We start from the raw sequence: 25,628 nt of genomic DNA, 5'->3' as shown, positions 1-25,628 counted from the left end.
GGTGTATGGGAATCCCCCGATGGACCGCTCAGCGTGGTCCATCGGGGGCGACAAAGCTCCGCAATCAAAACTCTTCGAACGCTCCGAACTCGTCGTCGCCAGCACCAACAGCCTGAAGCTCTCGGTCTGCCGGATCATCGAATCCAAACTGCTCGGTTGGCTGCGATGCGGGTGCTGCCGGGGGGGGCGTTGCCGAGCGCTTCGCCGACTTGGCGGGACGCTTGGCCGCCGCTGTCGACTTGCCGTACTTTTCACTGTTCAGGTTGAACTGGTCCACGACATCGCGCAGGTGATTCGCCTGGGCTGACAGCGATTCAGCGGTAGACGAAAGCTCCTCGGTTTGCGACGCAGAGTTCTGTGTAACGTGGTCCATCTGGGTGATGGCACGATTTACTTGCTCGATACCGCTAGCTTGCTCGCGCGACGCAGCGGCGATCTCGCCAACGATGTCCGTCACTCGCTTTACACTGGTGACGATTTCTTCCAGCGTTTCGCCAGATTGGTTCACCAGATCGGAGCCGGCCTCGACCTTGTCGACCGAGTCCTGAATGAGCGACTTGATCTCTTTCGCCGCGCCGGCACTGCGTTGTGCCAGGTTGCGAACTTCACCAGCCACGACGGCAAAGCCTCGTCCCTGCTCGCCCGCTCGAGCCGCTTCCACGGCCGCGTTGAGTGCCAACAGGTTGGTTTGGAAGGCGATCTCATCGATCGTGGTGATAATGTCCGCAATCTTGTTCGAAGCGGAGTTGATATCGCTCATGCTGGTGACAGCACGTTGGGTCACGGTGCCGCCCTTTTCCGCCACATCGCGTGCGCCGGACGAGAGCTGGTTTGCCTGCTGAGCGTTGTCGGCGTTCTGTTGAACCGTGCCGGTAATCTCTTCCAGGCTGGCGGCGGTCTCTTCCAGGCTGCTTGCTTGTTGTTGCGCTCCGCTGGAGAGTTGGTCGGCCGCGGCGGCCAGTTGCTCAGAAGCACCCGCCAGGTAGCGGGCTACCGCGTCCACTTCCAGCAGCGCCCCGATTAGCCAACGTGCAAAGTACCAGCTCGCGATGACCACCACCACGGACGCGACTACTAAGATAGCGACGCTCATGGTCTTGGTGGTGTTGGACGTAGCCAGAGCTTCAGAGCTGGCCACTCGAACAAGTGCATTCCACTTCATGCCAGGGAACCCCAAGGCGCCCTGGGACGGCGCGAATCCAGCAACTTGGTCGATTTCCTTGCGTGCGTGGTAGGACCTGGTCATGCACCCGGTCTCTCCGGCAACCACACGCTCAGCAGCTTCTACGCCCTTATCCGCAAGATTGAACTTACCGATGACGGACATGTCGCGAGCGATTTCAACACGCCCAAGCGTTGATGGATCGCAGTCGACAATCACGTTGCCATGCTTGTCTAACAGGGTAATCTCGGTAGATGCGAGGCCCTGCTTCTCGAGGTCCTTGTAAGTGCTGAGTACAATGTCCTCTACCAAGGCGAATTTGGCGACGTTTCTCCAATAGGCGATTACGTTTCCATGGGCGTCATGCACCGGTGCGGAGAAGCCGAGCGCCAGTCCCTCATCGCTGTAAGACTCTTTGGCAGCCTCGTCGGTGTAGATGTCGGTGACGACAGTTCCTGTGAAACTGCCGTCTTTGTTTTCGTAGAAGCGGCCGGCAACGCAATCGACAAACCAAGGCTCGCTGGAGAAGTTTTTCTTGTAGAGTGCCGAGGTGTCGATCGGATTGCCGGAGTCATCCCTGGTGTTTACGGCAATTAGCTTGCCCTGGGGGTCGACCAACAGCGTGAAGTAGTAAATGTCGTAGGTGTCGACATAGTTGTTCATGACCTGCACAATGGGATTGTCTTCACCTGGCTTGTACCACGACTCTGTATCCCGTACGGCGTGATTTAAGCCAAAGGCTTGAACGTCTCCATATCGTTCGAACAGATTTCGATCGATCTTATCGACCATGTTGGCCGCCACTGTGTAGTAGGTGTTGGCCATGTCATCGGCAGAATTTGTTGCCGATCGCCATGCCATCGCGGCAACGATGCTCAGTGGCACCAGCGCCAAGAACAGGCAAAAGGTGATAAGGATGGTTTTCAGCGATAGCTTCGAGAACATTTTCATGGTTATTATCCTGACTGCCCCGTTCATGACGATTAGCTGCGGCGCCCCACGACACCGCTGTCTTTAGAATCCACTGTTTACCGCCAGTCAGGTTGCAGCCGAGATAGTCGGCGCGAAACCTTAACCGTGTAAACCGTTGAATCTTCTCGCTAGCACTAAGAAGGATGGTTGGAAGTCGACTCGGTCAGAACTTGCGCGGTTACGCAGCTCCTTCGAGCTTCTGAATAGCGTCGTTGTTTACCAGCTTGTCGATGTTCAGTAACAAGACGAGCTTCTCGCCCACCTTGGCCATTCCAGCACAGAACGTCGTGTCGACGTCGCCTCCCACTTCAGGAGCATCTACCACCTCGCCGGCGGGAATGTTCAAGACATCCGAAACGGCGTCGACGATCAGCCCGACCACCTTGTCGCCGATGCTCACAACGATGATCACGGTGAACTGGGTGTACTCTTCGATGTCCATGTCGAAGCGGCTGCGGAGGTCGACAATGGGAACAACCGTGCCACGGAGATTCAGGACGCCCTTCACGTAGGGGGGAGCGTTGGGGATCGGCCGCACAGCGGTGAAGCCCTTGATCTCCTGCACGCGGAGGATGTCGATGCCGTACTCCTCGCCCTGGACCGTAAAAGTCAGGTACTGTTCTCCGTCGGCCGTAAACCCAGCGTCGGGGGCACCGCTCATAGTCATACTATCTGCCATCGTGAACTACTCGCTTTCTTTTTGAGTGGACTCGATAGTCGGTTCGCACGTAGGCGCCCGACCGCACTTAGTAGAGGCATGCAACTTTGCAATGCCTTGAACATCGAGGATGAAAGCCACCTCGCCGTTTCCAAGAATCGTGGCGCCGGCAATACCCGGCACCTTCTCGTAGTTGGTCTCCAGACTCTTCATCACCGCTTGAACTTGCCCCAGCAGCTCGTCCACCAACACCGCCAGGCGGCGGCCGTCGGATTCGACGATCACAACCAACGCACGAGACGGATCAAGTTCTCGAGCCGGGCGGTTGAACACTCGGTGTAACCGTACCAGCGGAATAGTCTCTTCACGCACCTGCACCACTTCGCCACGGCCAACGATCGTTTTCACTTCGTTGCCCTGTGGCCGTACCGATTCGATAACCGATACCAGCGGCAGGATGAACGTTTCTTCTCCCAGGCTGACCGACAGGCCATCGACGATAGCCATGGTCAGCGGCAGCCGCACCCGGAAGACACTTCCCTGTCCTTTGGCGCTTTCGACTTCGATCGATCCATTCAGGGCTTCGATGGCACGTTTCACAACGTCCATTCCCACGCCGCGCCCCGACACGTCGGTCACCACGGCAGCGGTCGAGAAGCCGGGAGCAAACACGAGCATCCACACGTCCGCGTCCGGCATGGTTTCCGCGTCGGCTGGTTGAACGACACCTCGCTCTACGGCCTTCTGCAGGATCTTCTCGCGGTCCAGACCCTTTCCGTCGTCGGTCAGCTCGATGAAGAAGTTGCCGTTTCGCAGGTACGCGCTCAGTACGACATGTCCTTCGGCTGGTTTGCCAGCGGCGGTGCGTTCGTCAGGCATTTCGATGCCGTGGTCCACCGCGTTGCGGACCATGTGCATCAGCGGGTCGCCGAGTTGGTCGACCATCGTCTTGTCCAATTCGGTCTCTTCGCCTTCGACTTCGAACCGAACTTGCTTGCCAAGTTTTCGCGACACATCGCGAACGATCCGATGCATCTTCTGGAACGTGGCCGCGATCGGCACCATCCGTAGCGACAAGCTCATTTCCTGAAGTTCACGGACCGTGCGGCCGAGCTGGGCAACCGATTCCACTTCTGTTTCGCCCTGCAGCTCTGCGACTTCTTGGCGGACCATGGCCTCGCCAATCACGAGTTCGCCGATCATGTCGACGAGTTGATCGAGACGACTGCGATCCACTCGCACCGTTTCTTTCATCTCGTGACCGTGCGACTTTGGCTTGCCCGGCGTACTTGCTTCGGCGGGGTCGGCGCTGCCGCTCGCCGGTGTTGCTTGGGCCGACTCAACGGGCGTGGTGCCTGTTGGTACGGCTGCCGCGGCTTGGTTGGCGGATTCAGTGTTCGCTGCGACCGGAACGGTCTGCCCGGTCGGTTCACCCGTCGCCACTGCCTGCAGGTTGTACATCAGCTGCAGCGCTTTGGTGTCGGCTGGAGGCGATTCTTCGCACTGCAGCATGTTAGGCACGTCGTCGGCCAGTCTTCGCAGGCTGTCCAAGCTGGCCAGCACCAGTTCGAAAGGCTCGCCGGTCAGGCACAACTGGCCTTCGCGGGCCAGGTTCAGCACGTCTTCGGCGGCATGAGCCAGCTCGGTAATCTGAGTGAGCCCCACAAAGCTCGCCACGCCTTTGATGGTATGGAACGCGCGGTAGAGGGCATGTAGCTGCTCCTCGGAAGTCGCGTCGGATTCCATTTGCAGCGCTTGCCGTTCGGCTTCTTCAAGGTGCTCGCGGCAATCACTGAGGAAGTCGCCGATGAGTTCGCTATTCTGCCTCAGCATCTCCATGTTGACCGCCAGGGTCAGCGTTTCATGGCTGGCCGGCTTCGTGGCGGTTGGCTTGTGTTCCTGCTCGGCACTTTGCTTGGGAGCAGCAAACTCTTCCCCTTGGGAAACTGCACCTCCAGCTTCGCGATATTCACGTTGCTGCTGCTCCAGTACCTCGGGGCTTGCAGCCTCGACTTCGATCAATGCTTCGCATAGCGATGGCAGTTCGCGAACCTGCAGATCCAGCAACTTGGCCAAGGAATCGGCGGTAAGGAATCCGCGCGAAATGGCCGTTTCGCCGAAACGCTCTCCATTGGCGGAGCCCCACTCGAGTGTCTCAAACACCTGGTCGACATTCATCGCCCCTTCTCGCAGGGCGAGTTGGCCCACCGGAAGTCGGTTCTTGTACTGCAGGTCCAAGGCTTTCAGCATCTGAGCCGCGGTCACGACCTTCCGCTGGACCAGCCAATCTCCAAACGTCTGCCGGGTGGGAGCCTGCGTCGCCGCTGTAGAGTCCGTCGGCTCGATCACGAGATTGGAGTCGTCGGCGTGAAAGAAGAAAGCTTGTTCGATCTCGTCCTTGGGCGTGTCGGTTACCAGGGTGGCTTCCCAGGCCAGGCAGCACTCGGTTGGATTAAGGTTCTCGAGGTCCGGAAGCTTCTCGTCGTTGAGCCGTACGGTCAGTTCGCCCAATCCATCCAGCTCGCGCCAAATGAGGGTGGGGTCGAGTCCGTTCTGGAAGGCTTCCGGGCCCGGGGCGAAGACGATTCGCCAAGTGGTCGTGGCGACCGACGTATCGCCCTGGGGGGCGGGCTCGCCCGCATGGGCCACCGTGTCCGTCGAGCCACGCTGCGTGAGCACCGCGGTGATCTCGTCGATGCTTTTCTTGGTTTCATCGTCTGGCGCGCTATCCTCCAGCGCTGCCTCGACCAAGGCTCGCAAGCAGTCGACCGAACGCAACATCGCCTCAGACGACTCCGGGTCGTTCTGGATTTCTCCGGCTCGAAGCTTGTCGAGGTGATTTTCCAACGAATGGGAGAATCCCGCGACGGCATCGACGCCGAACGTGGCGGCTCCGCCTTTGATGGAGTGAATTCCACGAAAAACCTGGTCGAGCAACCCCGTATCTTCGGGATGGTCTTCCAGCCCGAGCAGCCCGGCCTCTACTTCGGCCAGATGCTCGTAGGTTTCTTCGAAGAAAATCTCTCGATAGTTCTTTACATTCGTAGACACAGCACGAACTCCTTAGGCAACGATGCGAGAGACAACATTGATCAACTGTGGCGGGTTGAAGGGCTTCACCATCCACCCCGTGGCGCCGGCCTGTCGCCCCCGATTCTTCATCTCGACGGTATCTTCGGTGGTCAGAATCAGAATCGGAACATGTTTCAGTTCTGGTTGGGTGCGCAGTTGCTTCACCAGGGAAATGCCGTCCAGCATCGGCATGTTGACGTCGGTGATTACGAAGTCGACCGAATTCTTGGTTACCGTCTCGAGCGCCTCCTGCCCGTTGCAGGATTGCAGGACTGTGTAGCCTGCTTCTTCAAGCGTTTCGCAGACAAGTCCACGCAACGAGCGCGAGTCATCAACAACTAGGGCTGTCTTGGACATGATCGGATCGCGATTCCAAATGTGTGTAGGATTGTGGAAGCTGATAGACGGCCGCTGACGCTTCAGGTGCTCGCTACCCCAACTGCACCGGTCCGCAGTAGATGCGACTCCAATGCGGGCGAAGCGTTGCTGACCTGAAAGCAATCAGCGCCGCCGGGCCAGCTGCGCTGTGCCACCAGCAATAACTGACAGACGGAACCATCCAGGTGCGTCGCATCTTTGCAGTCGACGCGAACGGACACGTTTGCATCGGCAAGTTCTTTCAGCACTGTGTGCAACTCGGAAACCGAAACAATGCCGACGTCGCCTTTCAACGAAACACGAGTCGGTTGTTTGCTGTTGCGCTTCACACTGATTGTTTTCGGCATGGGATATCCTCGTGCGAGTAACTGTGCCTCGGAGTCTTTAATGGACGGTGCGCAGAGCACACCATCTCCGATGCTTCTAGAAAGTAGGTCACGCAAAACGCGCGCTACTCGGCCATCCGCTTTTGCGAATGGCGACAAATCATCTGCACGAAGGCGTGTGTTTAACCACCTTTACAAGCGACTTGCCGTATCACCCATATGCCACCTATGAAATTGCAATTTGCAATTCCCGGGGTTTGAGCCAGTTTCCACCGCCCAGCGCGGTCCGAGGAGCGGCTAGAGCGCTGCGACGCGCTGCGAAGAGGCCATTCCGAACGTGCCTGAGACGTTGGAACAACCGGTACAGAATGAAAATTGGCAGTGCAAAAAATTTGCGCGCAGGAGCCTCTCTTTGCCGACTCGTTGCTGCGCTGGAACCTAGGCGATCGAACGTTAGAAGTTGTCGGCCGATCGATAGGCAGCGATTAGGGCTCGGTCGCCTTCTTTCCCTGGAAGGCTCTTGCCATGCTCCATGCCCATGATGCCATCGAATTTCTTGGAGTGGATGTGCTTGAACACGTTCCGGTAGTTGATCTCGCCGGTACCGGGCTCTTTGCGCCCAGGGTTGTCGCCGCACTGGAAGTAACCAATCTCGCTCCACGCCATGTCGATGTTGGGGATCAGATTGCCTTCCTGAATCTGCTGATGGTAGATGTCGAACAGGATCTTGCAGCTGGGGCTATTCACTGCGCGGCAGATCTCGTACGCCTGGGGAATCTTGTGCAGGAACAAGCCTTGGTGGTCTTTCCACCAGTTGAGTGGTTCGAGCACCATCACCAATCCGTGGGGTTCCAGCACTTCGGAGCATTCGCGCAGCAGGTCGATGCAGTTGGCAGTTTGGTAGCCCCATTCAGCGTTTGTCACATAGCCGTCCGGCACGACGGTCATCCATTTGGCGTTGACGCGTTTGGCGACCTCCACGCTGTCTTTGATGTCCTGCACCACTTGAGCGCGGGCATTCTTGTCCTTGGTCACGAAGGCTTTGCCGCCGAAGTTGCCGTGGGCGACGAACACGCCCATCTTCATGCCAAGCTGTTCCATGGTCTTGGCGATCTTCTCCTGCAACTCGACCGGTTTGCCCTTCATGCCGTTGTCTTCCCAGGCGGTGAAGCCCTGGTCGGCGGCAAACTTCAGTTGGTCGATGGGATCGCCGCCTGCAAGGTTGCCGAACAACCCGAAGTGCGGCGCATAGTGCAGCTTGAATTTGCCCTGAGAGGTCGATTCGTCGCTCGCTGGCTGGGCTTCCGCCGCCCCGTGAGCAAGCACACCGGCACCAACCGCAGCCGAAGTGGTAAGAAAGTCGCGTCGTTTCATCGCCCAATTCCTCAATGAGTGCAAAATCAACAGGCACTCATTCTACACGAACCGATCGCTTGGTGCGCGTGAAGGCGAATTGGCGTCCAATTAGGCGTTGCGTGGCCAAGGGCCGGTGATGGCCAGGGTCATGCCCTTGTGCTGCAGATTGACGAACAGGGTAGTGCCGTCGGGCGAGAACGTGGCGCCGGAGAACTCGGTGTGCACGTGATTGTGGGCGAACGTGTAGCAGCCACCCTCTGGCGTGACGCCCACCAGCCGAATCTCCTGGCCGTCGCGGTCTTCGCACACGATCAGGTCGCCCCAGGGTGCCGAGGTCAGGTTGTCGGCATTGGCCACCAGGTTCGAGTCGTTCGGCTCGACGAACAGCTCCAGCATGCCGCGGTCGGAGACCTCGCCCGGCATTCCTTCGGAATGGCTGGGCGTGTACTTCCAGATCTGGCCCAGTTCGGTAGAGCCGCCGTTGGTGCAGGCGAAGTAGATCTCGCCCTCGGAGTACCACATGCCTTCGCCACGGGCGAAGCGAGCGGCCCCGGCGTCGAAGCCGCGTAAACGCAGGTCGTCGTCAGGCGATTCGACGTTGTCCAAGTCAATCCATCGCACCGCGTGACGCAGACCGGGCGTGATAGTTGTTTCGCCGTTCCAGTTGCGCGTGTCGGCGCTCGACAGATGAACCAAGGCCAGCGCCTGAAGCTTGCCGCCGGCCGCCAAGTCGCCAGGGCGGTGGGGCAGGAAGCGATAGATCAGCCCATCGTCCAGGTCTTCGGTTTGATAAACGATGCCGGTGTGAGGATCCTCGGCCACTGCCTCGTGCCGAAAGCGTCCCATGTCCCGTAGTGGGATCGCCGGAGCAAGTCGAATGTCGGCCGTAGCAGGCACTTCGAAGTTGTAGCCGTGATTTTGCTGGCAGTAGATCTCAGGACCATCGTCCACCTTGTTCTTGCCCACCGTGTCGCAAGCTTCCTCGCAGGTAATCCAGGTGCCGCGCGGTGTGGGCCCACCGGCGCAATTGCGGATGGTGCCAGCGAGGCTCAGGTACTGGCGAATCACGCGCTGGTTGCGAGTGTCGTACACCACGGTCGTGGTGCCGCCGTTGCATGGCTTGCCTTCTTCCCCCAGATCGTAGAGCAGATCGGTGTCCACTTTGTTCAGCAGTTCGGCGCCCCAACCGAAGGGCCCCGCCTGTCGTGGTTCGATCTCATGATTGCGTACCAGCAACGTCAAGCCGTTCGGTCCGGCAAAGGTCGCCATGCCATCGGGCTTGTCTGGCACCACCAGACCGTCGTCCATTTGGTCGCCCGCGTGCGAAATCACACGGTACGAAAAACCAGTTGGCAAGCTCAGGATGTTATGCGGGTCGGCAACGATCCGTCCAAACCGATTACCGTTACTGTTGGCCAATGGCTCACCAGCCGCAACGAATTGCCTTAGGCCGCTCATGCCCACGGCGAACACGGCGGAAGACTTGAGAAAGGTGCGACGGCTGGCTGACATGAGTGAATGTCCATCGAAGGGAGTAGCTATGCAGGGACGGGAAACGTCGCCTGCGAGAGGAATCCAAGCCCATAAGCTACACCCCTTGCCGCAGCGATCAATTGTCCTTCATCAATTCTTAATCAAAGACATCTACCATCAGCAGATTCAGGAAGGCAATCTGATCCCCAACATCGACATGGCGTGGAGCGAGATTGGTTACTTCCAGTGCGGCGACAACCCTGGGCGCAAAGAGCCCGGTACCGGCGAGATCAACTACCGGAACGTGTTCAAGCACATCCACTCCAAGAAATTCGATGGCATCATGGGCATGGAGCATGGCAAGAGCCTTCCAGGGAAAGAAGGCGACCGAGCCCTAATCGCTGCCTATCGATCGGCCGACAACTTCTAACGTTCGATCGCCTAGGTTCCAGCGCAGCAACGAGTCGGCAAAGAGAGGCTCCTGCGCGCAAATTTTTTGCACTGCCAATTTTCATTCTGTACCGGTTGTTCCAACGTCTCAGGCACGTTCGGAATGGCCTCTTCGCAGCGCGTCGCAGCGCTCTAGCCGCTCCTCGGACCGCGCTGGGCGGTGGAAACTGGCTCAAACCCCGGGAATTGCAAATTGCAATTTCATAGGTGGCATATGGGTGATACGGCAAGTCGCTTGTAAAGGTGGTTAAACACACGCCTTCGTGCAGATGATTTGTCGCCATTCGCAAAAGCGGATGGCCGAGTAGCGCGCGTTTTGCGTGACCTACTTTCTAGAAGCATCGGAGATGGTGTGCTCTGCGGAGCGGAGCGTTTTTCTGCTCCTGGATTGCGGGCGACGTCATTTGATCTATCTGTCGCAAATCTCCCAGTGTGGCGTCAGCGGGTTTCCGGAACCCCGCACATCCAACTTTTTTCCGGTGGGGATATGTACCGAAGGTTGTAAAGATGTCGAGAGAGACAACTCGTTTGGTAGCAGGGACTTCCTGCCGCCCCGTGTGCTCTGATCAGCCGCTCTAAAGGCGGTCAGCGAAGCTCCCAAGCTTGGATGTTCGGTAAACCCATCCCAGTTTACCCCTTGAACCGAGCTATCCGAGCGGCGATATTTTCTGCAACTGTTAGTTGCGCAGTCGGCGTCTTGGTTTGCCGGCGACTGCCACCCAGTCCCGCCCCGAATCCCGCCCCCATTAGCCCACCTGCTGGAACTATCCTCATTCGACTTGGTGTTTCGCTCGTTTATTCGCGCAACCCAATCAGTGAGGACGAATGACGCGAAGTTCGTTGACCTGAAGAGCCTTTCTTACGGCTCGCATCGCACTCCCAGGGTCTCGTGGATCCTGCACCCGTGCACTGCGATTCGTCAGACGGCAGGGAACAGCAAAAGGAGTAATTCATGCTGAAGTCACTTACCATTTTCACCGCCATCCTAGGTCTTACGGTTGTTAATGCCTCGGCTGCTGAGTGGCAAAGCGATTACGCAGCTGCGCTCAAGCAGAATCGCGCCGACGACCGTCCCATGCTGATGGTCATCGATCACCCCGGCGTGGCTGAGAAGAGCCTGTCGGACGAAGTGATCAACAACGACGCCGAAGGCGCGTTGGCCGATTACGACCTGTGCCGCGTGGATGCTTCCACCAAGTACGGTGCCAAGGTTGCCGACGCGTTCGGCGCCAAAGCGTTTCCTTACGTGGCTTGCATCGACAAGTCGGGCAAGGTGATCCTGCAATCGGCTTCTGGTGAGATCACCACCGATCAATGGACCACGATGGTCTCCAAGAACCGCACTGGCGAAAAGCCCGTGCGTCACGTGGTCGCCAAGCCGGTTGTGCGTAGCACCCCTGTTAGCACCCAGAGCTACCAGCCCTACACGCCGCAAGCTCGCCCCTACTGCGCGAAGTGCCAACGTGGCTACTAAGCCAAACGGCGCGAATTGAAAACCTAACGACAAGCGGCCCGGGCAGCAGTGTCCGGGCCGCTTTCGTTTTTAGAGGGGTGACGTGTTGTTCAAACGGGGCGTTCCAGCCCTGGGTACACGTCGAGGTTCAAGTCTTCAAACTTTCCGGCCTTGAGTCGTTCGATGGCAATCGCGCCCATCACCGCGTTGTCGGTGCAGAGGCTCATCGGTGGGATGTGCAGTTCGTAGCCCTGTTCGCTAGAAGATTGCTGCAGCCGCTCGCGCAAGCGGGTGTTGGCCGCCACGCCGCCGCCGACGCACAGTGTCTTGTAGCCTGTTTGCTGCAGGGCCAGTTCGGCCTTCGCCACCAGGCAATCGACCACTGCTTCCTGGAAGCCGGCCGCCACGTCGGCAATGGTCTGTTCGTCGAGTTCGGCAGCGTCGGTCAGTTTCCCCGTGCCATGTACCTGGTACCGCACGGCCGTCTTCAGGCCGCTGAAGCTGAAGTCGAGCCGCGTGCGATCGTCGACCAGCGGTCGCGGGAAACGAAATCGCTTGGGATCGCCCGCAGTGGCCGCTTTGCCGATGGAGGGACCGCCAGGGTAGGGCAGGCCGAGCAGGCTGGCCACCTTGTCGAACGCTTCGCCGGCCGCGTCGTCGATGGTTCCGCCCAGTAGCTCGAAATCGGTGGGGCCGTCGCAGCGATAGAGGTTCGAGTGACCGCCGCTGACAATCATGCCGATGCAGGGGAACACGTCACGCCCGCTCGCCAGCCGGCACGCGTACACATGGGCCTGCAGGTGATTCACAGCCAAGAGCGGAATGTCGAGCGCCAGGCAGAGCGACTTGGCGGCCGTGAGTCCCACCAACAGCGATCCAGCCAGGCCCGGCGTGTTGGCGACCGCCACCGCGTCGATGTCGCCGAGCGTGAGTTCCGCCTTGCGAAGCGTCTGGTCGATCACCGGCAGGATCTTCTCCACGTGCGCCCGCGAAGCTATCTCCGGCACGACGCCGCCGAACTGTTGATGCAGGTTCTCTTGCGACGCCACGACCGAGGAAAGCACTTCCAACTCGTCGGTAATCACCGCAGCTGCGGTTTCGTCGCACGTGGTTTCGATGGTCAGTAGATGCACGTGTCACATGGCAGGTAGAAGGTCGGAAGCATAAGGACAAGTACCGCCGCGCTTGCGCGTTCGCGGTACCGACCAGCCATCATACCAACCTGCCGGTGCCTCTTACACCTTCCGCCGACGGATGACCCGGGCGATCCAATCGGCCAAGTCGTCGAAGAACACCGAGGGATCGGGTTCGAACTCCAGGGTGTGCGCGGCCGTCTGGTACTCCAGCAGCGTTTTGTCCTGCGAGGCAAGCTCAGTCAGGTAACGCCGCGTGCGTGGGTTCTTCACCATCCGGTCCCGCCCCGCCAGCACCAGTAGGGCCGGTGTGTGGATGAACCGTGGCGACTGGCGGCTGCAGCGAGTCATCTTATGGTCCTCGCGAGCGAACCGCAGCGTAATCTCGCGAAGCGTGAGCGGATCGTCGCGCACGAACTTCTGCCACTTGTCCGAGTTGGTGAACAGCGCGGGGTCTTCCAGCGGGATGGTGACGCGCCGCTCGTTGATGCCGAGCGTGCCGGAGGCCTTCATGGCCGAGCGTTTCGCCAAACCGGGCTGTTGCTCCGCGTAGATGCCGGGGCACAGCATGCCGAAGCCGGCCAGCAAGTCGGGTCGCTCGCGGGCGATCACCGGGGCAATCTTGCCTCCCCAACTGATGCCCAAGAGCACCACCGGACCATGCTTCTTGCGCTGTTCGCACACGCTGACGATGTCGTCGACCCAGGTCCGCCAGGTGTCGACGTCGCCGCGCTGGTCCATGTTCAAGCCGGAGCCGCGCCGGTCGAGCGCGTAGACATCGAACCCGCGACTGGCGAGGTACTCGGCGCTCGCGGCGTACCAGCCGGAGTGGCTGATGATGCCATGCAGCAGCACCACGCTGCCCAGCGGCTCGAACGACGGCTCGAAATGCCGCAGCGCGAGCTTGCTGCCGTTCGGCGCGGTGTAGGTTTCGATATTGGCGGGCTGGGAAGACATAGCGGAAAAGTGTAGCTCACAGAGGCCACGCCTGGAAATTGGATCGCGCCAGATTTAGCGGATAGTGGAAGTCTAATTCCGGCTGCACGGGTCGTGGCGCTAGAACTCAACCTCGCACTGGCCGCGAATCGCCTGGCGAGACGCGTCCAAGTCGAGCGTCACGCCCAGCCCGGGCTCTGAGAGCCTCGGTGCACGGCCTCCGTAGCCAAATGTCAGGTCGGGCGTGGTCGGCACCTGGGCGAGCACGTGGTGGTCGTACGAGCCTTCCAGGTAGCGGATGCCGCCCAGCGTGCAAGCCAGATGACGCCCAGCGGCCGAGAGGATGCCGGTCTCGCCTGGGTGGCAGCCGAGTTGGTAACTGAGCCCGTGCTCGTGGGCCAGGGCGGCCAGGCGCAGCGAGTTGAGCACCCCGCCGCACTTCGAAATGCGGATGTTGAATAGGTCGCATGCGGAAAGGCGAATGGCTTCCTTGGCGTCCTGAAGACTCGTCAGCGATTCGTCGAGCATGATTGGCGTGTCGATCTTGCCGCGCAGCTCCGCCAAAGCCGAGAGGTCTTCGTGCGGTAGCGGCTGCTCGATGCACGTCACGCCGAACGGGCGTAGAGCCTCTTCGCGCGTCACGAGGTTTTCCGCTCGCCACGCTTCGTTGGCGTCGACGCGCAAGTCGACCCGCGGGCCGATCCAGCGACGGATCACGCGCATTCGCCGAGTATCCGACTCAGCATCCGCACCGACCTTCACCTTGCACTGCGCGAAGCCATACACGCGCATCTTCAGGGCCGACCGCCAGAGCTTGCGACCATGCTCGGCGTCGATGGTGGTGCTGTACTGCACCTGGTCGCGTGGGGCAAGCAGAGTCGTCCTCTGGGAGTGTTCCGACGAGGCGTAGCTCGTCGGCTGTTCTTCTTGGGAAAGCGATGTCGCGCTTAGGAAGGTCTCGATCGCGCGGCTCACGGGTTCGGCGAACACTTTGCCGTAAGCGTCCAGCAGGCTCAGCTCGACTGCCGCGCGGAGCGAGTTGCCGTGGCAGTCGCGGGGGTCGTCGATCATCGCGGCTGGCTGGAAGCGGTCGCACAGTGCGAGTACGTCCTGCCAGGTGGAAGCGTCGTCGGCCAGTTGTTCCGCAGCGGGCGTGGCGGTCAACTGTGCGAGCGCGCCTTCGGCGGTCTCGCCGGTCACGTAGTCCCGCGGCACTCCTTCGCCCCAGCCGAAGGTGCCATCGGCAAGCTCCGTGCGGACGACAATGTTGTCGCTGTAGTGCCGCTCGGCCGACGCGTGGCGAAACGGCTTTCGCAGCGATACACGCAGGACGTAGGCCGACAGTTTGCGAACTTGCATGAGTGGGCGGCAAGGCGGAGAGGTTAAGTGGCGGCCGCGGCCTCGTCGGGCGTCTGCTTGCCGATCAGATCATCAAGGGCTTCGAGGATGCCTTCGCGGAAGTCGACCTGGGGCTCGTAGCCGAGCACCTTCTTTGCTTTGGCGATGGAGTAGTCGAGGTTGAGCGTCATGAACTTGATCCGCGCCTGCGTCAGTAGCGGCGCCTCGGTGGCGCCGCGGCGTTTGGCGAACCGTTCGATCGGGCCGACCAGGATCCGAGCGAGCCACTCAGGCACGTGCTTGGGATGCGGTTTGCCCAGGTAATCGGCGATCGTGTTGATGTACTCCTCGCGTGTCACCAGTCGCTCGTCGCGGATGTTGAACGTCTCGCCGATCGCGGCTTCGTTGTCGATGGCCAGCAGCACCGCGTCGGCCAGATTGCCCACGTAGGTGTTGTTCAGGAGCTTGTCGCCAGGGCCGATGAACTTCATCGAGCCGTCTTCCAGCTTCTCGATCACTCGCGGGATGGAGTGCCGCTCGCCGGGGCCGTAGATGAAGCCAGGCCGCAGGATCACCGCCCGCAGTCCCTGCTCCTCGATGTGCTGACGGAGAAGCACTTCGGCTTCCGCCTTGGTGCGTGTGTAGCCGTCGAGCCCGGTAAGGCTGGGAGGTGTCGACTCGTCGGTGCCGTAGTGGTGGCGGGCCGGATAGACACCGAGCGAGCTGATTTGAATCCAGCGTTCGAGCTTGCCAGTTCGCATGGCCGCATTGAGCAGGTGCTCGAGCGCGGCTACGTTGATCGCGCGGTACTTTTCGGCGGGGCCCCAGTCGCCAATGTGTGCGGCCGCGTGTACCACGACTTCCGCATCCTGCACCGCGCCGGGCAGCGACTCGACGTCGGCCAGGTCGCCTTCGACCAGCTCGACGCCCATCTGTTGGAGAACGTCGCGGTTGGAATCGCGGCGGACCATCGCTTGCACACGATATCCGGCATCGCGCAGCTTGCGGGCGACGCACGTGCCTACCAGTCCGGTGGCACCGGTGACGAGAACCGTTTTTCCAGGCACGATGGGTGCTCCTTCTCCGCCGCGCTGAACGAAGCGCGCGGCCTCCGCACTTTACGAGGCGGCGCGGGCGGATGTGATAGGCTGGGTGGGCACTGGCAACTTTTCGACGAATTCCATGTCGCCTACCAGCAGTGGCTGTTTGAATTCTTCGAAGTTACCCCGCGCGCGGCTGCGCTCGGCACGAAGTTCCGCCCAGGTGCCGGAGGGGATTTCGTGCACGGCGAGCGGCTCAATCCGACCGCTGCGACACTTGTCCGCGTACTCCTCGTTCACTTCCGCCAGGTTCTGTTGCACGCGCTGGGCCAGCGGCATTGCCGACTGCAGGTGTTGGGGCGACTCCAGCAACAGCACGTATCGAGGTTTGACTCCCATGGTGGGCGCCAGCGTAAACGTGCAGGGCGGCAAGCCCAACTGCTCGAAGCTCTTGGTGACCGCCATGACCACCTGATGCTCGCTGATCTTCTCGCCGGTGATGCTGGAGAAGTGCCGGCCCTTGTTCAGGAACCGCAGAATCGGCACGTCGCCAACGAAACCGGTGCAACGGAGCATGTCGTGAATGTCGTAGCGGTACAAACCGCCGGACGTGGTGAGCAGGATGAAGTAATCGCGACCTTCTTCCAACTCGTGCGCTTCGAGCACCGTGGGATCGGGATCGCCATGCTCCTCAGCCGGGATGAACTCGTAGAAGTGGCTCTCGTAGTCCAGCAATCCGTCGGGAGTATGGTCGGCCAAGGGGATCGACATCCGTCCTTCGCTGGCCGAGATGCCGTGGTCGCGGATGGTGACGTCGCCGTAGTACTCTTCGAGCTGCGGCAGATAAACACCCACCGACCCGCCCGTCCACGTGGCGATCACTCGCATATTCGGCCAGAAGTCTCGTGGCAGCAGCGCGCCGCGTGACTCGAGCATCTTCTCGAGTTGCTTCGCACGCTTCGGATTCGGCCGCAGTCGACTCCGCAGTTGATCGATCACTTCGGGTGGCACGGAGTACGCCGAGTTGATGCCGCCATCGTGGATGTCGCGAATCAACGCATCGGCTTCGTTGCTCGCCCGGCGGGCGAATTCGACGAACGTGCTGGGGTTGGCCGTGATGAGCAAGCCTACGTTGTCGCTGGCCATGCCGAGTCTCAACGACGTGTAATGTTTGGCTGCGAAGTCGCGAATCTTGATCACGCTTGGTGGCAGGGCGAAGATCCGCTTCATGTAGAACGGACGACTGGTGGCTGCCAGCCCGCTGATGTTGCCGCACGGCGCGCCGCTGGGCGTGTCTTCCAGTTGCCAATCGCTGGAGAGTTGCAGCGATTGCCGACGCAACAAGTCCTGATGGTCGCGGTACACGCCGGTGCCCCACAGTTGCCAACTGCGGCGGTACTCCTGATAGAACAGGTCGGTGACCGGCAAGCGCTTGGGTTCGCTGGTGGTGCCAGAAGTCATGGCGAACATCAGCACTCGGGTCTTGGGAGCGAACATCGCTTCGACGTTGCCCTGCATGACCTTTTCGATGAACGGGCGATAGTCTTCGTACCCGGTGATCGGGATCTGTCGCCGGAAGCTGGCGACGTCGTGCACCGAAGAGAACCCGTACCGTTTGCCGAACTCGCTATTGGCTGTGCGACCGACCTTCTCCAGCAAGCGCTCGAGTTGTGTAGCACGTCCCCGCTGCGCGCCGGCAACAAAGCGATTCACTTGACTGCACTTATAGCGCAGGATGGCCTCACGAATAGGGGCTTGCATTGCCAGCAGGTTCATGATGAATGGTGGCGGACGCTGTCGCCATCGTTGCGATTTCTAGGTTGCTGTCAACTTCGTGATACGATCAATGACGTCCTGTCTGGAAAAAAACGTGTCGCCCGGCCTCTCTTCTAGCTCGTGGGTCATCGCCACGATCTCTGCATTGACTGGCGCTTGAGTGCCCACCGAACTCGCCAAGCGGACTATCTGGCCATTGATGTGCTCAACCTCCGTAGGCTTTCCCCGTTGCAGATCCTGGTATAGGGAAAATACGATGGGCGATCTCTCGAATTTCCCCTTAATCGCCATCTGTACCATCTTGCCTAGTATCGGCATTTTGAGTGCTAGCATCAAGTTTTCTATCCGCGAAAGATCTGATCTTCCGGGAATCTTCTCGATTTCGATTCCCGCAGCGGCCAAAACTCGCTTGCACTCCTGGACTATTAGCAATCCCACGCCCTCCCGCCAAGGTCGATAGCAGAGCGCTTCGGTGATGAAATTCGATGCAGATAGGCAAGATGCGTACCCTAGGGCGTTGATGATCAACTTGTTGTAGCGGACGCCCAGGATGTTCGTTTGGGCGTCGAAATCGAGCCCCGGCACGTCGATGCGGCGCAACAGATCGACCACTTGTTGCGCCCCAGCGGTGCTGGACGAGCCGATTGCCGGGCCGAATAGTGTGCATCCATCGAGTTGCATGCTGACGCGTCCTGGCGCCAACACGGCCATGTTGGTGGTGGTCATGCCCATCACCAGCCGATCGACTGGTACGAAGCCGTCGTACTGGTGATCGTTGATGCCGTTCTGGATCGAGACAACCAGCGCGTCGCCGAGCGCCTCGCCCGCTTGCTCCAACGCAGGCTTCGTGGCTTGTGACTTGACGGTCACGAACACGATGTCCGACCCCACCACGTCTTGCGGGTCGTACGACCACGCGATCGGCACGCGCTCTTCGCCCCACGGGCCGACGATCTCGATCTCGCCGCGCTCGGCCACGGCTTCGCCGTGAGCGCCGCGGACGACCACCAGCACATCGAGTTCCGGCGCGTGCTTGCGCAACAAGGCGGCGAACATCGAGCCGATGGCACCGGCACCCAGGAAGCTAACTTTCATGGCGAACAGGACCTTGGCGATTCAAACCCTGGCATGGACATCGAGGGACATCCCACGCATCGGCCGAATCACGATTCGCCCGCCAGCATTTTGTCCATATGCTTTTCGGTGGTGCCGATTTCTTCCGCGGTGGAGCGACGAATCTCCGAGGTCTCGCGCTGGCTCAAGTCGCCACGCAGATAGGTGTGCGAAGGCTTTGACAGCACATCTAGCACGGTGGGGTACTCGTCGCCCATGTGGCCTTTGAACATGAACCCATCGCAAATCACCACGTTATCGCGATACGGCGGGTAGCGCATCATCAGGTTGTGAGCTTCCCGCATCTTGTGCCACGGAATGGTCGGGAACATGTGATGCAGCACGTGATTCCATTCGCCAAACGGGAAGAAGATCTCCCGCTCGAGCCATAGCCCTTCGTACACGCGGCTGTTGGTGTAGTCGCCGTTGTCGGGGAAGTTGCCGTGATGGGCGATCTCGCGGAGGAAGAGCGATGCAGGGTAAACCGTGATCAGCGGCACCAACCAGAACACAAAGTAGTAAAGCCACAAGTTGAAGTACGCCAGCACTGCGACCAGCGTGCCGTAGTACGCCAGACGCAAGAGCTTTAGCGCGCGCGGCGACAGCGGGCTGCGGTCCTGGATGTTGTCTTCTTCCTTCATGAACGTGACGTACTCGGCACGACCCTTCAGGTAGCTGAACGCCTTGTGGGGCGAGAACTGCAGGAGCACGTACTCCCACAGGAATCGCCACCTGGTGAGCGGAAACTCGCGCGGGTGATGCTTGAGCAAGCGGAGCAGATCGGGGTCGTGCTCCAGGTCGTTCACGTTGCGATGATGCCCCCAGTGGCCGATGCGGTAGTTGCCCACCTTGCCGAAGAACGGAAACACCACCAACAAATTGGCCATCACGTCGTTCAGCAGCCGGTTCTTGAACAGCAGGTAGTGGCTCGATTCGTGCACCAGCGTGGCCAAGCGGGTCTGCGACCAGAATCCGATCAGAAACACCGTGACCGCGTAGATCGGCACTTGCCATCCCCACGACCAGCCAGCCGCCGCGAGACTGCGGATGGACCACAGACAACCGGCGACAATCGCCGCATAGACCGCGTACTCCCGCACCAGTACAAACCAGTTAGTATAGTTGTCGGGTGCGCACAGCTTGCGAATCGCCGCGTACATCTCGCGGCGAGTCAGTTCGGGAGCGGAGTCAGAAGTGGTCATGGTGGGGGCTCGCAGGACCAAGGGGAGAACCCGTTAAAATATATAAAGTGGATGCCCTGGGCAAGACTTTCTGTCCATTCGGGTGGTATGTTCTCTCCAGGAGCAAATCGGCCAAACTCAACCTCAATTCTGCTTTCCAGGGCACGAATCGCTGTCAGACCTCAATATCGGTAGCTTTTTGGTCGATGCCAAGAATTCCTTCGATTTCGGTAGCTAAACATGGCTCAGAGCGACAATTCCACTCCACCGCCACTCAAAATCCTCATGACCGAGGGCACGAGCCTCTCGGCCCGACAGTCATTGTACGCGCTGGGTGGGCGGCATGTCATCGATGTGATCGATCCTGACCGGCTGTGTCAGTGTAAGTTCTCGCGGTTTGTACGACGATTTCGCATCTCGCCGCACTACGCCAAAAATCCGGGCGAGTTCCTGCACTTCCTGGCCGACATGGTGCGGAACGAGCAGTACGACGTTGTGTTGCCCACTCACGAGCAAGTGTACCTGCTTAGCAAGTTTCGCGACGTCGTGGGCGAAGCGGCCGGCATCGCCTTGCCGCACTTCGACGCCATGCGCAGCATGCAGGACAAGGCCGAGTTCACCCGCACGCTCGAGTCGCTCGGTTTGCCCTACCCGCAGACTTCGTTCGCCACGACCGAGGCCGATCTGGCTCACAACTGGAGTTATCCTTTCTATCTGAAGTTGGCCCACAGCACGGCGGGGCTGGGGGTGTTTCACATTGCCGACGAGGACGACCTCGCCAAGCGAATCGAGCTACTGCGTGCCGATGGCAATCTGGATGGCTCGGTCGAGATGCTCGTGCAGCAACCCGCCAAGGGTAACCAGGCCACCGTGCAGGCGGTGTTCGATCACGGTCGGATGATCGGCAGCCACATGTTCGACGCCCGGCGGTTGGGCGTCGGCGGTATGTCGGCCGCGCGGACCGGTGCCGACCACCCGGTGGTCCGCGAGCACGTCGAGCGACTTGGTTCGCACCTGCAGTGGCACGGCGCCATGTTCATCGACTACTTCTACGACTACGAAACCGAACGGCCCGAGTACATCGAGTGCAATCCTCGCGTCGGCGAAACGGTGAACGCCTGGCTGTCCGGCGTCAACCTTCCCGAGCAACTCGTGCGACTGTCGGCCGGCGAGTCGGTCGAGGTGCTCGCGCCCGCTCCTGCTGGGCAGCGGACCCAAAGCTTCTTCATGATCCTGCTCTCCATGGCGTACAACGGCGCAACGCGCCGCGAGCTGCTCAAGGAGATCGTTCAGTTCCGCTTGCGCCGAGGCTTGTACGAGGATAGCCAGGATGAACTGACCCGCCCACGCGACGATTACATGAGCATGATCCCCATGTGGGGCGTCGCGCTGCAGCTATTGTTCTCGCCGCGGCAATCGAAAAAGATCGTCGCCAAAACGGTCGATAACTACTCGCTTCCGCGCACGGCGACCCAAGCGATGGAACAGCTCGACATCGAACCGTTCCGCAAGGTGTTCGCCGGCGCGAGTGCGACTTAGGCTCAAACCTCGAATTCGGCCGCCCACTCGCCTGTGCGATAGGTGCGGTGCACCAACTGCTGGGCCGCCTCGGAGGAAACCTGCTTGACTTTGCCGGTCTTCGCGTCGACCTCGATGCGGCCAGCCGGCGTCGGGGTGGTGCCGTCGCTCTTCTTTTCCACTTGCGCCAGGTAGCCGTCCATCAGGTCCGACCAATGGCCGGTGGAATCGCTTACCGATTGGCCACCGCTGGTTTCGCCTTCGAGCGCGGCGATGCTCGCCAGGTGGCACCATGCCGTGGAGATATGGCCCAGCTCGACCTCGGCGGTGAGCTTCGATCGGTCGCGGCTCTTTACCGCGTCGAGGAACACACGTTGGTGGCGACCGGTACCGTCGCTGCCTTTGAGTTCTTCGATCACCTTGCCGTCGTTGTCGAACACCTTCCAGACGCCGCGGGCTCCGCAGTAGCGGCCACCTTCGCCGAACAGCGTATAGCCGGTGCCGAAGCCGTCGTTGTGAGCGCCTTTCGACAGCGCCTCGGAGGGGACCAGGTTGCTCATCACCATCGAAATCGGCAGCAGGTTGTTCTCGAACAGCGCGATTTGCGTGTTCGGAGTGTTGCCGGCGTCGCCCCACTCGAGCCGCATGCCGGCCGACTGCACGCCAGTGGGGAACCCAGCCTTGTCCATCAGACCGACGTTCAGCATGTCGTCCAGCACGTGCACGCCCCAGTTGCCCATCTCGCCGTTGCCGGTGTTCCAATCCCAGTGCCAATCGTAGTGCAGCTTGTCGCGGTACAGCGGCTCATCCGGTGCAGGGCCGATCCACTGGTTGTAGTCCACCGACGAAGCCACTTGCAGCGGTTCGCTCCGCTTGCCGATAGAAGCCCGGCGGCCGATGCGGCTCACGACTCCGTACTTCAAGTCGCCGATGACCTTTTCTTTATGCAGCAACTCCTTGGCCCGCGCCTGGATCTCGCTCGATCGCTGCTGCGTACCAACTTGCACCATGCGGTCGTACTTGCGTGCTGCTTTGACCAGTTGCTCTTGCTCGTACAAGTTGTGGCCCAGCGGCTTTTCGACGTACACATCCTTGCCGGCCTTGCAAGCGCGGATCGCTGCCAGGCAGTGCCAGTGATTCGTTGTGGCGATCACCACTGCGTCGACGTCGGGCCGGTCGATCACCTCCGTCATGTCCTGCACCAACACGGCGTTGGGAGCACGCTCCTTAGCTTGCGCCAGGCGATCGGTGTCGGGTTCGGCAATGGCCACCACCTCGACGTCGGAGAACTTGGTGAACGAGTTCAGCAAGCTGCCGGCCCGGCCACCGAAGCCAATAAACGCCAGGCCAATCTTGTCGTTGGGCGAAGCGGCGATGCAGGAACTACCAACGGCCAGCGAAGCGGCGGCCCCGGAAGTGGCGAGGAACTGACGGCGATTAAACATCGATCGACTCTCTATCTACATGGTTGCAGTTGGCTAATTCCTGATTGCCCGCCTCACAGGGCGAACTGCGGGCCGAAAATGCGACAGCCACATGATAACACGCTTCGTGGCACGAATGCACTAACGTTATAAGGCGCAATTTGGTCTTTTTGGAACTTGGATTCCGAGTTTCTAGCACGCTGGTTGAGTTTCTTGAGTTGTAGTTAACTTCCGTTGGTAGACACATGCCGTCGGGTTTTGCCCCAACAGCGCGCCGCAGCGACTCATTGGCCCAAACGGGGTTTTGTCCGTTTTGTCCCCTACATCGATCCATGGGCCCAAAACCCCATGGGTTTTGGTCACCCCCCAAGTGGTGAAACCCCTTGTTTTCCAGGTCAAACTAATCGCATGGGGTAACAAAACCCGCCACGTTGTTCCCCGCATGTTTCTCATTGGGGCAAAACGATAGTCGCCGTTCGCTCCCGCGAACGAGCGCGCTCGTACACGGTCATCCTTCCACCGAACGCGCACACAACTCCTGCACCCAGAAAGGCAACACTCTGGGCCCCCGTATTTTCTCATAGTGTGTGTAAGATTCCTACTACCTTTTTACTCCGCACCCATACCCACAAGTTTGTCACTGTGTCGTCTCCGAATATGCGATTCCGATTGCGAACCCTGTTGTTGATCGTGGCCGTGATATTGGGCGTGGCCCTGCTGTTGATCGCGGCCGTGATCGTCGGTCTGAGCGTAATGCACAGTTCACGCACGGTGGATGTGTATTGCACCGACTACTACGTCATCGGCACACATCCTGAGTTCCAAGAAGCCTGGCAGGATTGGCTGAACAGCGAAGGATTTGTGGCGTGCCAGGCTCCTAACATTTCCAATTCGGGGTACAGACCATCTGGAAACGTAGTGGAGGAGCTCTGGTACAAGTCCGAGGATTCCACCAGTCGGACTGCAACTTACATAGTCGCCCACGACTACGGCAGTAATATGAATGTCCTGTGTGTGGTGGCTCTGCGCGTCTTCGAGCGTGGAGAGAGGTCCGCAGAGGGGCACGAGCTCGCCAGAGACGTGTATAACTCGCTGGGTGATTGGTTGCGCAGCTTCAGCAGATAGCAAGTACGCTGCAAACAAGCTCCGGCCCACGCACTCCAACGGCTCTGCAAACAGGGCCATAAGGTGCTCGATTCGCACCCCCGGCATAAATGCCGGGTCTAGTGTTATGCCAGATGGCTTGCCGTCATTCCCCCGCGGCACCCTTGCGTCGCACGCCGTTCCCCTTTCTCTTAGTTGGATTGTCCCTATCCCGCGACATCCAACTGCTGTGCTATCAAGATGCAAGACCACAAGCCCCACGAACTGGCTCCGCCGCCCTCGGAGCAGCCGATTAAGACGCCCGACTGGGTGAAGCATGCGGTCTTCTATCAGATCTTCCCGGATCGTTTCGCGCGAAGTTCGCGGATCGATCACTTGCCGGGATTGAAGTTCCAGGAGTGGGGCGCGCCGCCGGAGGTCGATAGCTTTCAGGGGGGCGACCTGTTGGGCGTTGTCGACAAGTTGCCGTACCTCGAAGAACTCGGCGTCACCGCGCTGTACCTGACGCCCATCTTTCAGTCGGCCTCGAATCACCGCTACCACACGTACGACTACTTCAAGGTCGATCCACTGCTGGGCGGCGACGACGCCTTGCGCGAACTGATCGACGCCGCGCACGATCGCGAAATCCGCGTGGTGCTCGACGGGGTGTTCAACCACACGGGCCGGGGCTTCTGGGCGTTTCACCACATTCTGGAGAACGGCGGCAACTCGCCCTACCTCGATTGGTTCCGCGTGCGCGACTGGCCGCTAAATCCGTACCCCACGAGCGGCAAGCGGAAGACCAACTACGATGCCTGGTGGGGCCTGCCGGCGTTGCCGAAGCTGAACACCGACAACCCGGCCGTACGCGAGCATCTGTTCGAGGTCGCGCGGCATTGGATACGATTCGGCATCGATGGCTGGCGGCTCGACGTGCCGTGCGAGATCGACGACGACGACTTCTGGCGAACCTTCCGCCAGGTGGTGAAGGGCGAGAACCCGGAAGCCTACATCTGCGGCGAAATCTGGCACGAGGCCAAGCGGTGGCTGGCGGGCGACCAGTTCGACGCGGTGATGAATTACTTGTTCACCAGCCCGGCCATGAGCTTCTACGCGGCCGAAACGCTCCGCGGCGACTTCACGCACCCCGATCTGAAGTTCAAGCCGATCGACGCCGCGAAGTTCGGCGAGCTGGTCGATCAGATGCACGGCCACTACGACTGGGAAATAAACTTCGCCCAGATGAACATGCTCGATAGCCACGACATGCCGCGCGCGTCGTGGATCATGCAAGACCCGTCCGCGCTACGGCTATGCGTGCTGTTGCAAGTGACCATGCCCGGCGCGCCGTGCATCTACTATGGCGACGAGGTGGGCGTCACCGGTGGCTCCGATCCCGACTGCCGGCGGGCGTTTCCGTGGCACGACGAGTCGCAGTGGGACTTCGACCTGCTGAAGTTCTATCAGCGTGCCATCGCGCTGCGACGCACCCACCCCGTGCTCCGCGTGGGCAGCTTCGAAGCGCTGTATGCCAAGGACCAGGTGTACGCGTTCCGCCGCGAACTCGAAGGCGGCGAAGCCGTGGTGGTGTTCAATGCTGCCAAGGAACCACTGCAGGTCACCTTGCCCGTGGCGAAAGACCGCTGCGAGGAGTTCCGCCAGGTGTGGCCGCTCGAGAAGCACCACGAGCGCTCCACGACCGAAGAGGGAATGCTCTGCCAACTCCCCGCACGCGACGCACTGGTGCTGATGCGTGGTAATGGCTAACTACCTCTGCCCGCTG

Annotated in this window: 20 protein-coding genes; 5 read left to right on the top strand and 15 right to left on the bottom strand. The window is 60.1% G+C overall.

The features are described 5' to 3' along the window. Nucleotides 1–64 precede the first annotated feature (64 nt). The 7 genes from ACQK2L_RS29660 to ACQK2L_RS29630 all read right to left on the bottom strand — a co-directional run bounded on the left by ACQK2L_RS29660 (nt 65) and on the right by ACQK2L_RS29630 (nt 9,436). Nucleotides 65–2,113: a methyl-accepting chemotaxis protein gene (locus ACQK2L_RS29660; RefSeq protein ID WP_425400672.1), complete on the bottom strand. Its 2,049-nt coding sequence runs from the start codon at nt 2,111–2,113 to the stop codon at nt 65–67. A 199-nt stretch (nt 2,114–2,312) separates the two neighbouring features. After that, nucleotides 2,313–2,813, bottom strand: a complete 501-nt coding sequence (locus ACQK2L_RS29655; RefSeq protein ID WP_425400671.1) for a chemotaxis protein CheW — start codon at nt 2,811–2,813, stop codon at nt 2,313–2,315. Between the two features lie 6 nt (nt 2,814–2,819). Next, nucleotides 2,820–5,843, bottom strand: coding sequence for an Hpt domain-containing protein (locus tag ACQK2L_RS29650; RefSeq protein ID WP_425400670.1), 3,024 nt, complete (start codon nt 5,841–5,843; stop codon nt 2,820–2,822). Nucleotides 5,844–5,855: 12 nt separating this feature from the next. Continuing rightward, nucleotides 5,856–6,221 (bottom strand): response regulator, encoded by a 366-nt coding sequence (locus tag ACQK2L_RS29645; RefSeq protein ID WP_425400669.1) that lies wholly within the window; start codon nt 6,219–6,221, stop codon nt 5,856–5,858. Nucleotides 6,222–6,283: 62 nt separating this feature from the next. Further along, complete coding sequence (locus ACQK2L_RS29640; protein WP_425400668.1) at nt 6,284–6,589, bottom strand: STAS domain-containing protein; 306 nt, start codon at nt 6,587–6,589, stop codon at nt 6,284–6,286. A gap of 432 nt (nt 6,590–7,021) precedes the next feature. Then, nucleotides 7,022–7,942 (bottom strand): TIM barrel protein, encoded by a 921-nt coding sequence (locus ACQK2L_RS29635; RefSeq protein ID WP_425400667.1) that lies wholly within the window; start codon nt 7,940–7,942, stop codon nt 7,022–7,024. A 90-nt stretch (nt 7,943–8,032) separates the two neighbouring features. Beyond that, the gene (locus ACQK2L_RS29630) at nt 8,033–9,436 is read right to left on the bottom strand and encodes an alkaline phosphatase PhoX (protein ID WP_425400666.1); all 1,404 of its coding nucleotides are present in this window, start codon (nt 9,434–9,436) and stop codon (nt 8,033–8,035) included. A gap of 85 nt (nt 9,437–9,521) precedes the next feature. Here ACQK2L_RS29630 and ACQK2L_RS29625 point away from each other — a divergent pair, with 85 nt between their 5' ends. Further along, the gene (locus ACQK2L_RS29625) at nt 9,522–9,827 is read left to right on the top strand and encodes a TIM barrel protein (RefSeq protein ID WP_425400665.1); all 306 of its coding nucleotides are present in this window, start codon (nt 9,522–9,524) and stop codon (nt 9,825–9,827) included. Nucleotides 9,828–10,799: 972 nt separating this feature from the next. Then, nucleotides 10,800–11,321, top strand: coding sequence for a hypothetical protein (locus ACQK2L_RS29620; RefSeq protein ID WP_425400664.1), 522 nt, complete (start codon nt 10,800–10,802; stop codon nt 11,319–11,321). 89 nt (nt 11,322–11,410) lie between these two features. Here ACQK2L_RS29620 and tsaD read toward each other — a convergent pair whose 3' ends face one another. The 7 genes from tsaD to ACQK2L_RS29585 all read right to left on the bottom strand — a co-directional run bounded on the left by tsaD (nt 11,411) and on the right by ACQK2L_RS29585 (nt 19,838). Then, entirely contained in the window at nt 11,411–12,433 is a 1,023-nt protein-coding gene (gene tsaD, locus ACQK2L_RS29615; protein WP_425400663.1) for a tRNA (adenosine(37)-N6)-threonylcarbamoyltransferase complex transferase subunit TsaD, read from the bottom strand. 102 nt (nt 12,434–12,535) lie between these two features. Further along, nucleotides 12,536–13,390 (bottom strand): alpha/beta fold hydrolase, encoded by an 855-nt coding sequence (locus tag ACQK2L_RS29610; protein ID WP_425400662.1) that lies wholly within the window; start codon nt 13,388–13,390, stop codon nt 12,536–12,538. Between the two features lie 99 nt (nt 13,391–13,489). Then, a complete protein-coding gene (locus ACQK2L_RS29605; RefSeq protein ID WP_425400661.1) occupies nt 13,490–14,728 on the bottom strand; it encodes a dipeptide epimerase in 1,239 nt (412 codons plus the stop codon). Between the two features lie 23 nt (nt 14,729–14,751). Further along, nucleotides 14,752–15,774: an NAD-dependent epimerase/dehydratase family protein gene (locus ACQK2L_RS29600; RefSeq protein WP_425400660.1), complete on the bottom strand. Its 1,023-nt coding sequence runs from the start codon at nt 15,772–15,774 to the stop codon at nt 14,752–14,754. 51 nt (nt 15,775–15,825) lie between these two features. Next, entirely contained in the window at nt 15,826–17,523 is a 1,698-nt protein-coding gene (locus ACQK2L_RS29595) for a GH3 auxin-responsive promoter family protein (protein WP_425400659.1), read from the bottom strand. Nucleotides 17,524–17,562: 39 nt separating this feature from the next. After that, complete coding sequence (locus ACQK2L_RS29590; protein ID WP_425400658.1) at nt 17,563–18,618, bottom strand: ketopantoate reductase family protein; 1,056 nt, start codon at nt 18,616–18,618, stop codon at nt 17,563–17,565. 68 nt (nt 18,619–18,686) lie between these two features. Continuing rightward, complete coding sequence (locus ACQK2L_RS29585) at nt 18,687–19,838, bottom strand: fatty acid desaturase family protein (RefSeq protein ID WP_425400657.1); 1,152 nt, start codon at nt 19,836–19,838, stop codon at nt 18,687–18,689. Between the two features lie 219 nt (nt 19,839–20,057). On the opposite strand from ACQK2L_RS29585, the gene ACQK2L_RS29580 reads away from it, so the two are divergent. Then, entirely contained in the window at nt 20,058–21,356 is a 1,299-nt protein-coding gene (locus ACQK2L_RS29580; protein WP_425400656.1) for a hypothetical protein, read from the top strand. Between the two features lie 2 nt (nt 21,357–21,358). Here ACQK2L_RS29580 and ACQK2L_RS29575 read toward each other — a convergent pair whose 3' ends face one another. Next, complete coding sequence (locus tag ACQK2L_RS29575) at nt 21,359–22,780, bottom strand: Gfo/Idh/MocA family protein (RefSeq protein ID WP_425400655.1); 1,422 nt, start codon at nt 22,778–22,780, stop codon at nt 21,359–21,361. 636 nt (nt 22,781–23,416) lie between these two features. On the opposite strand from ACQK2L_RS29575, the gene ACQK2L_RS29570 reads away from it, so the two are divergent. Together ACQK2L_RS29570 and ACQK2L_RS29565 are read left to right on the top strand one after the other, a co-directional pair. Further along, nucleotides 23,417–23,884 (top strand): hypothetical protein, encoded by a 468-nt coding sequence (locus tag ACQK2L_RS29570; protein ID WP_425400654.1) that lies wholly within the window; start codon nt 23,417–23,419, stop codon nt 23,882–23,884. 219 nt (nt 23,885–24,103) lie between these two features. Beyond that, complete coding sequence (locus ACQK2L_RS29565; RefSeq protein WP_425400653.1) at nt 24,104–25,612, top strand: glycoside hydrolase family 13 protein; 1,509 nt, start codon at nt 24,104–24,106, stop codon at nt 25,610–25,612. Nucleotides 25,613–25,628 lie beyond the last annotated feature (16 nt).

Source organism: Aeoliella sp. (assembly GCF_965227375.1).
Classification (GTDB): domain Bacteria; phylum Planctomycetota; class Planctomycetia; order Pirellulales; family Lacipirellulaceae; genus Aeoliella.
The sequence above is the reverse complement of the archived record's forward strand: the minus strand, read 5'-3'. Positions and strand labels throughout refer to the sequence as shown.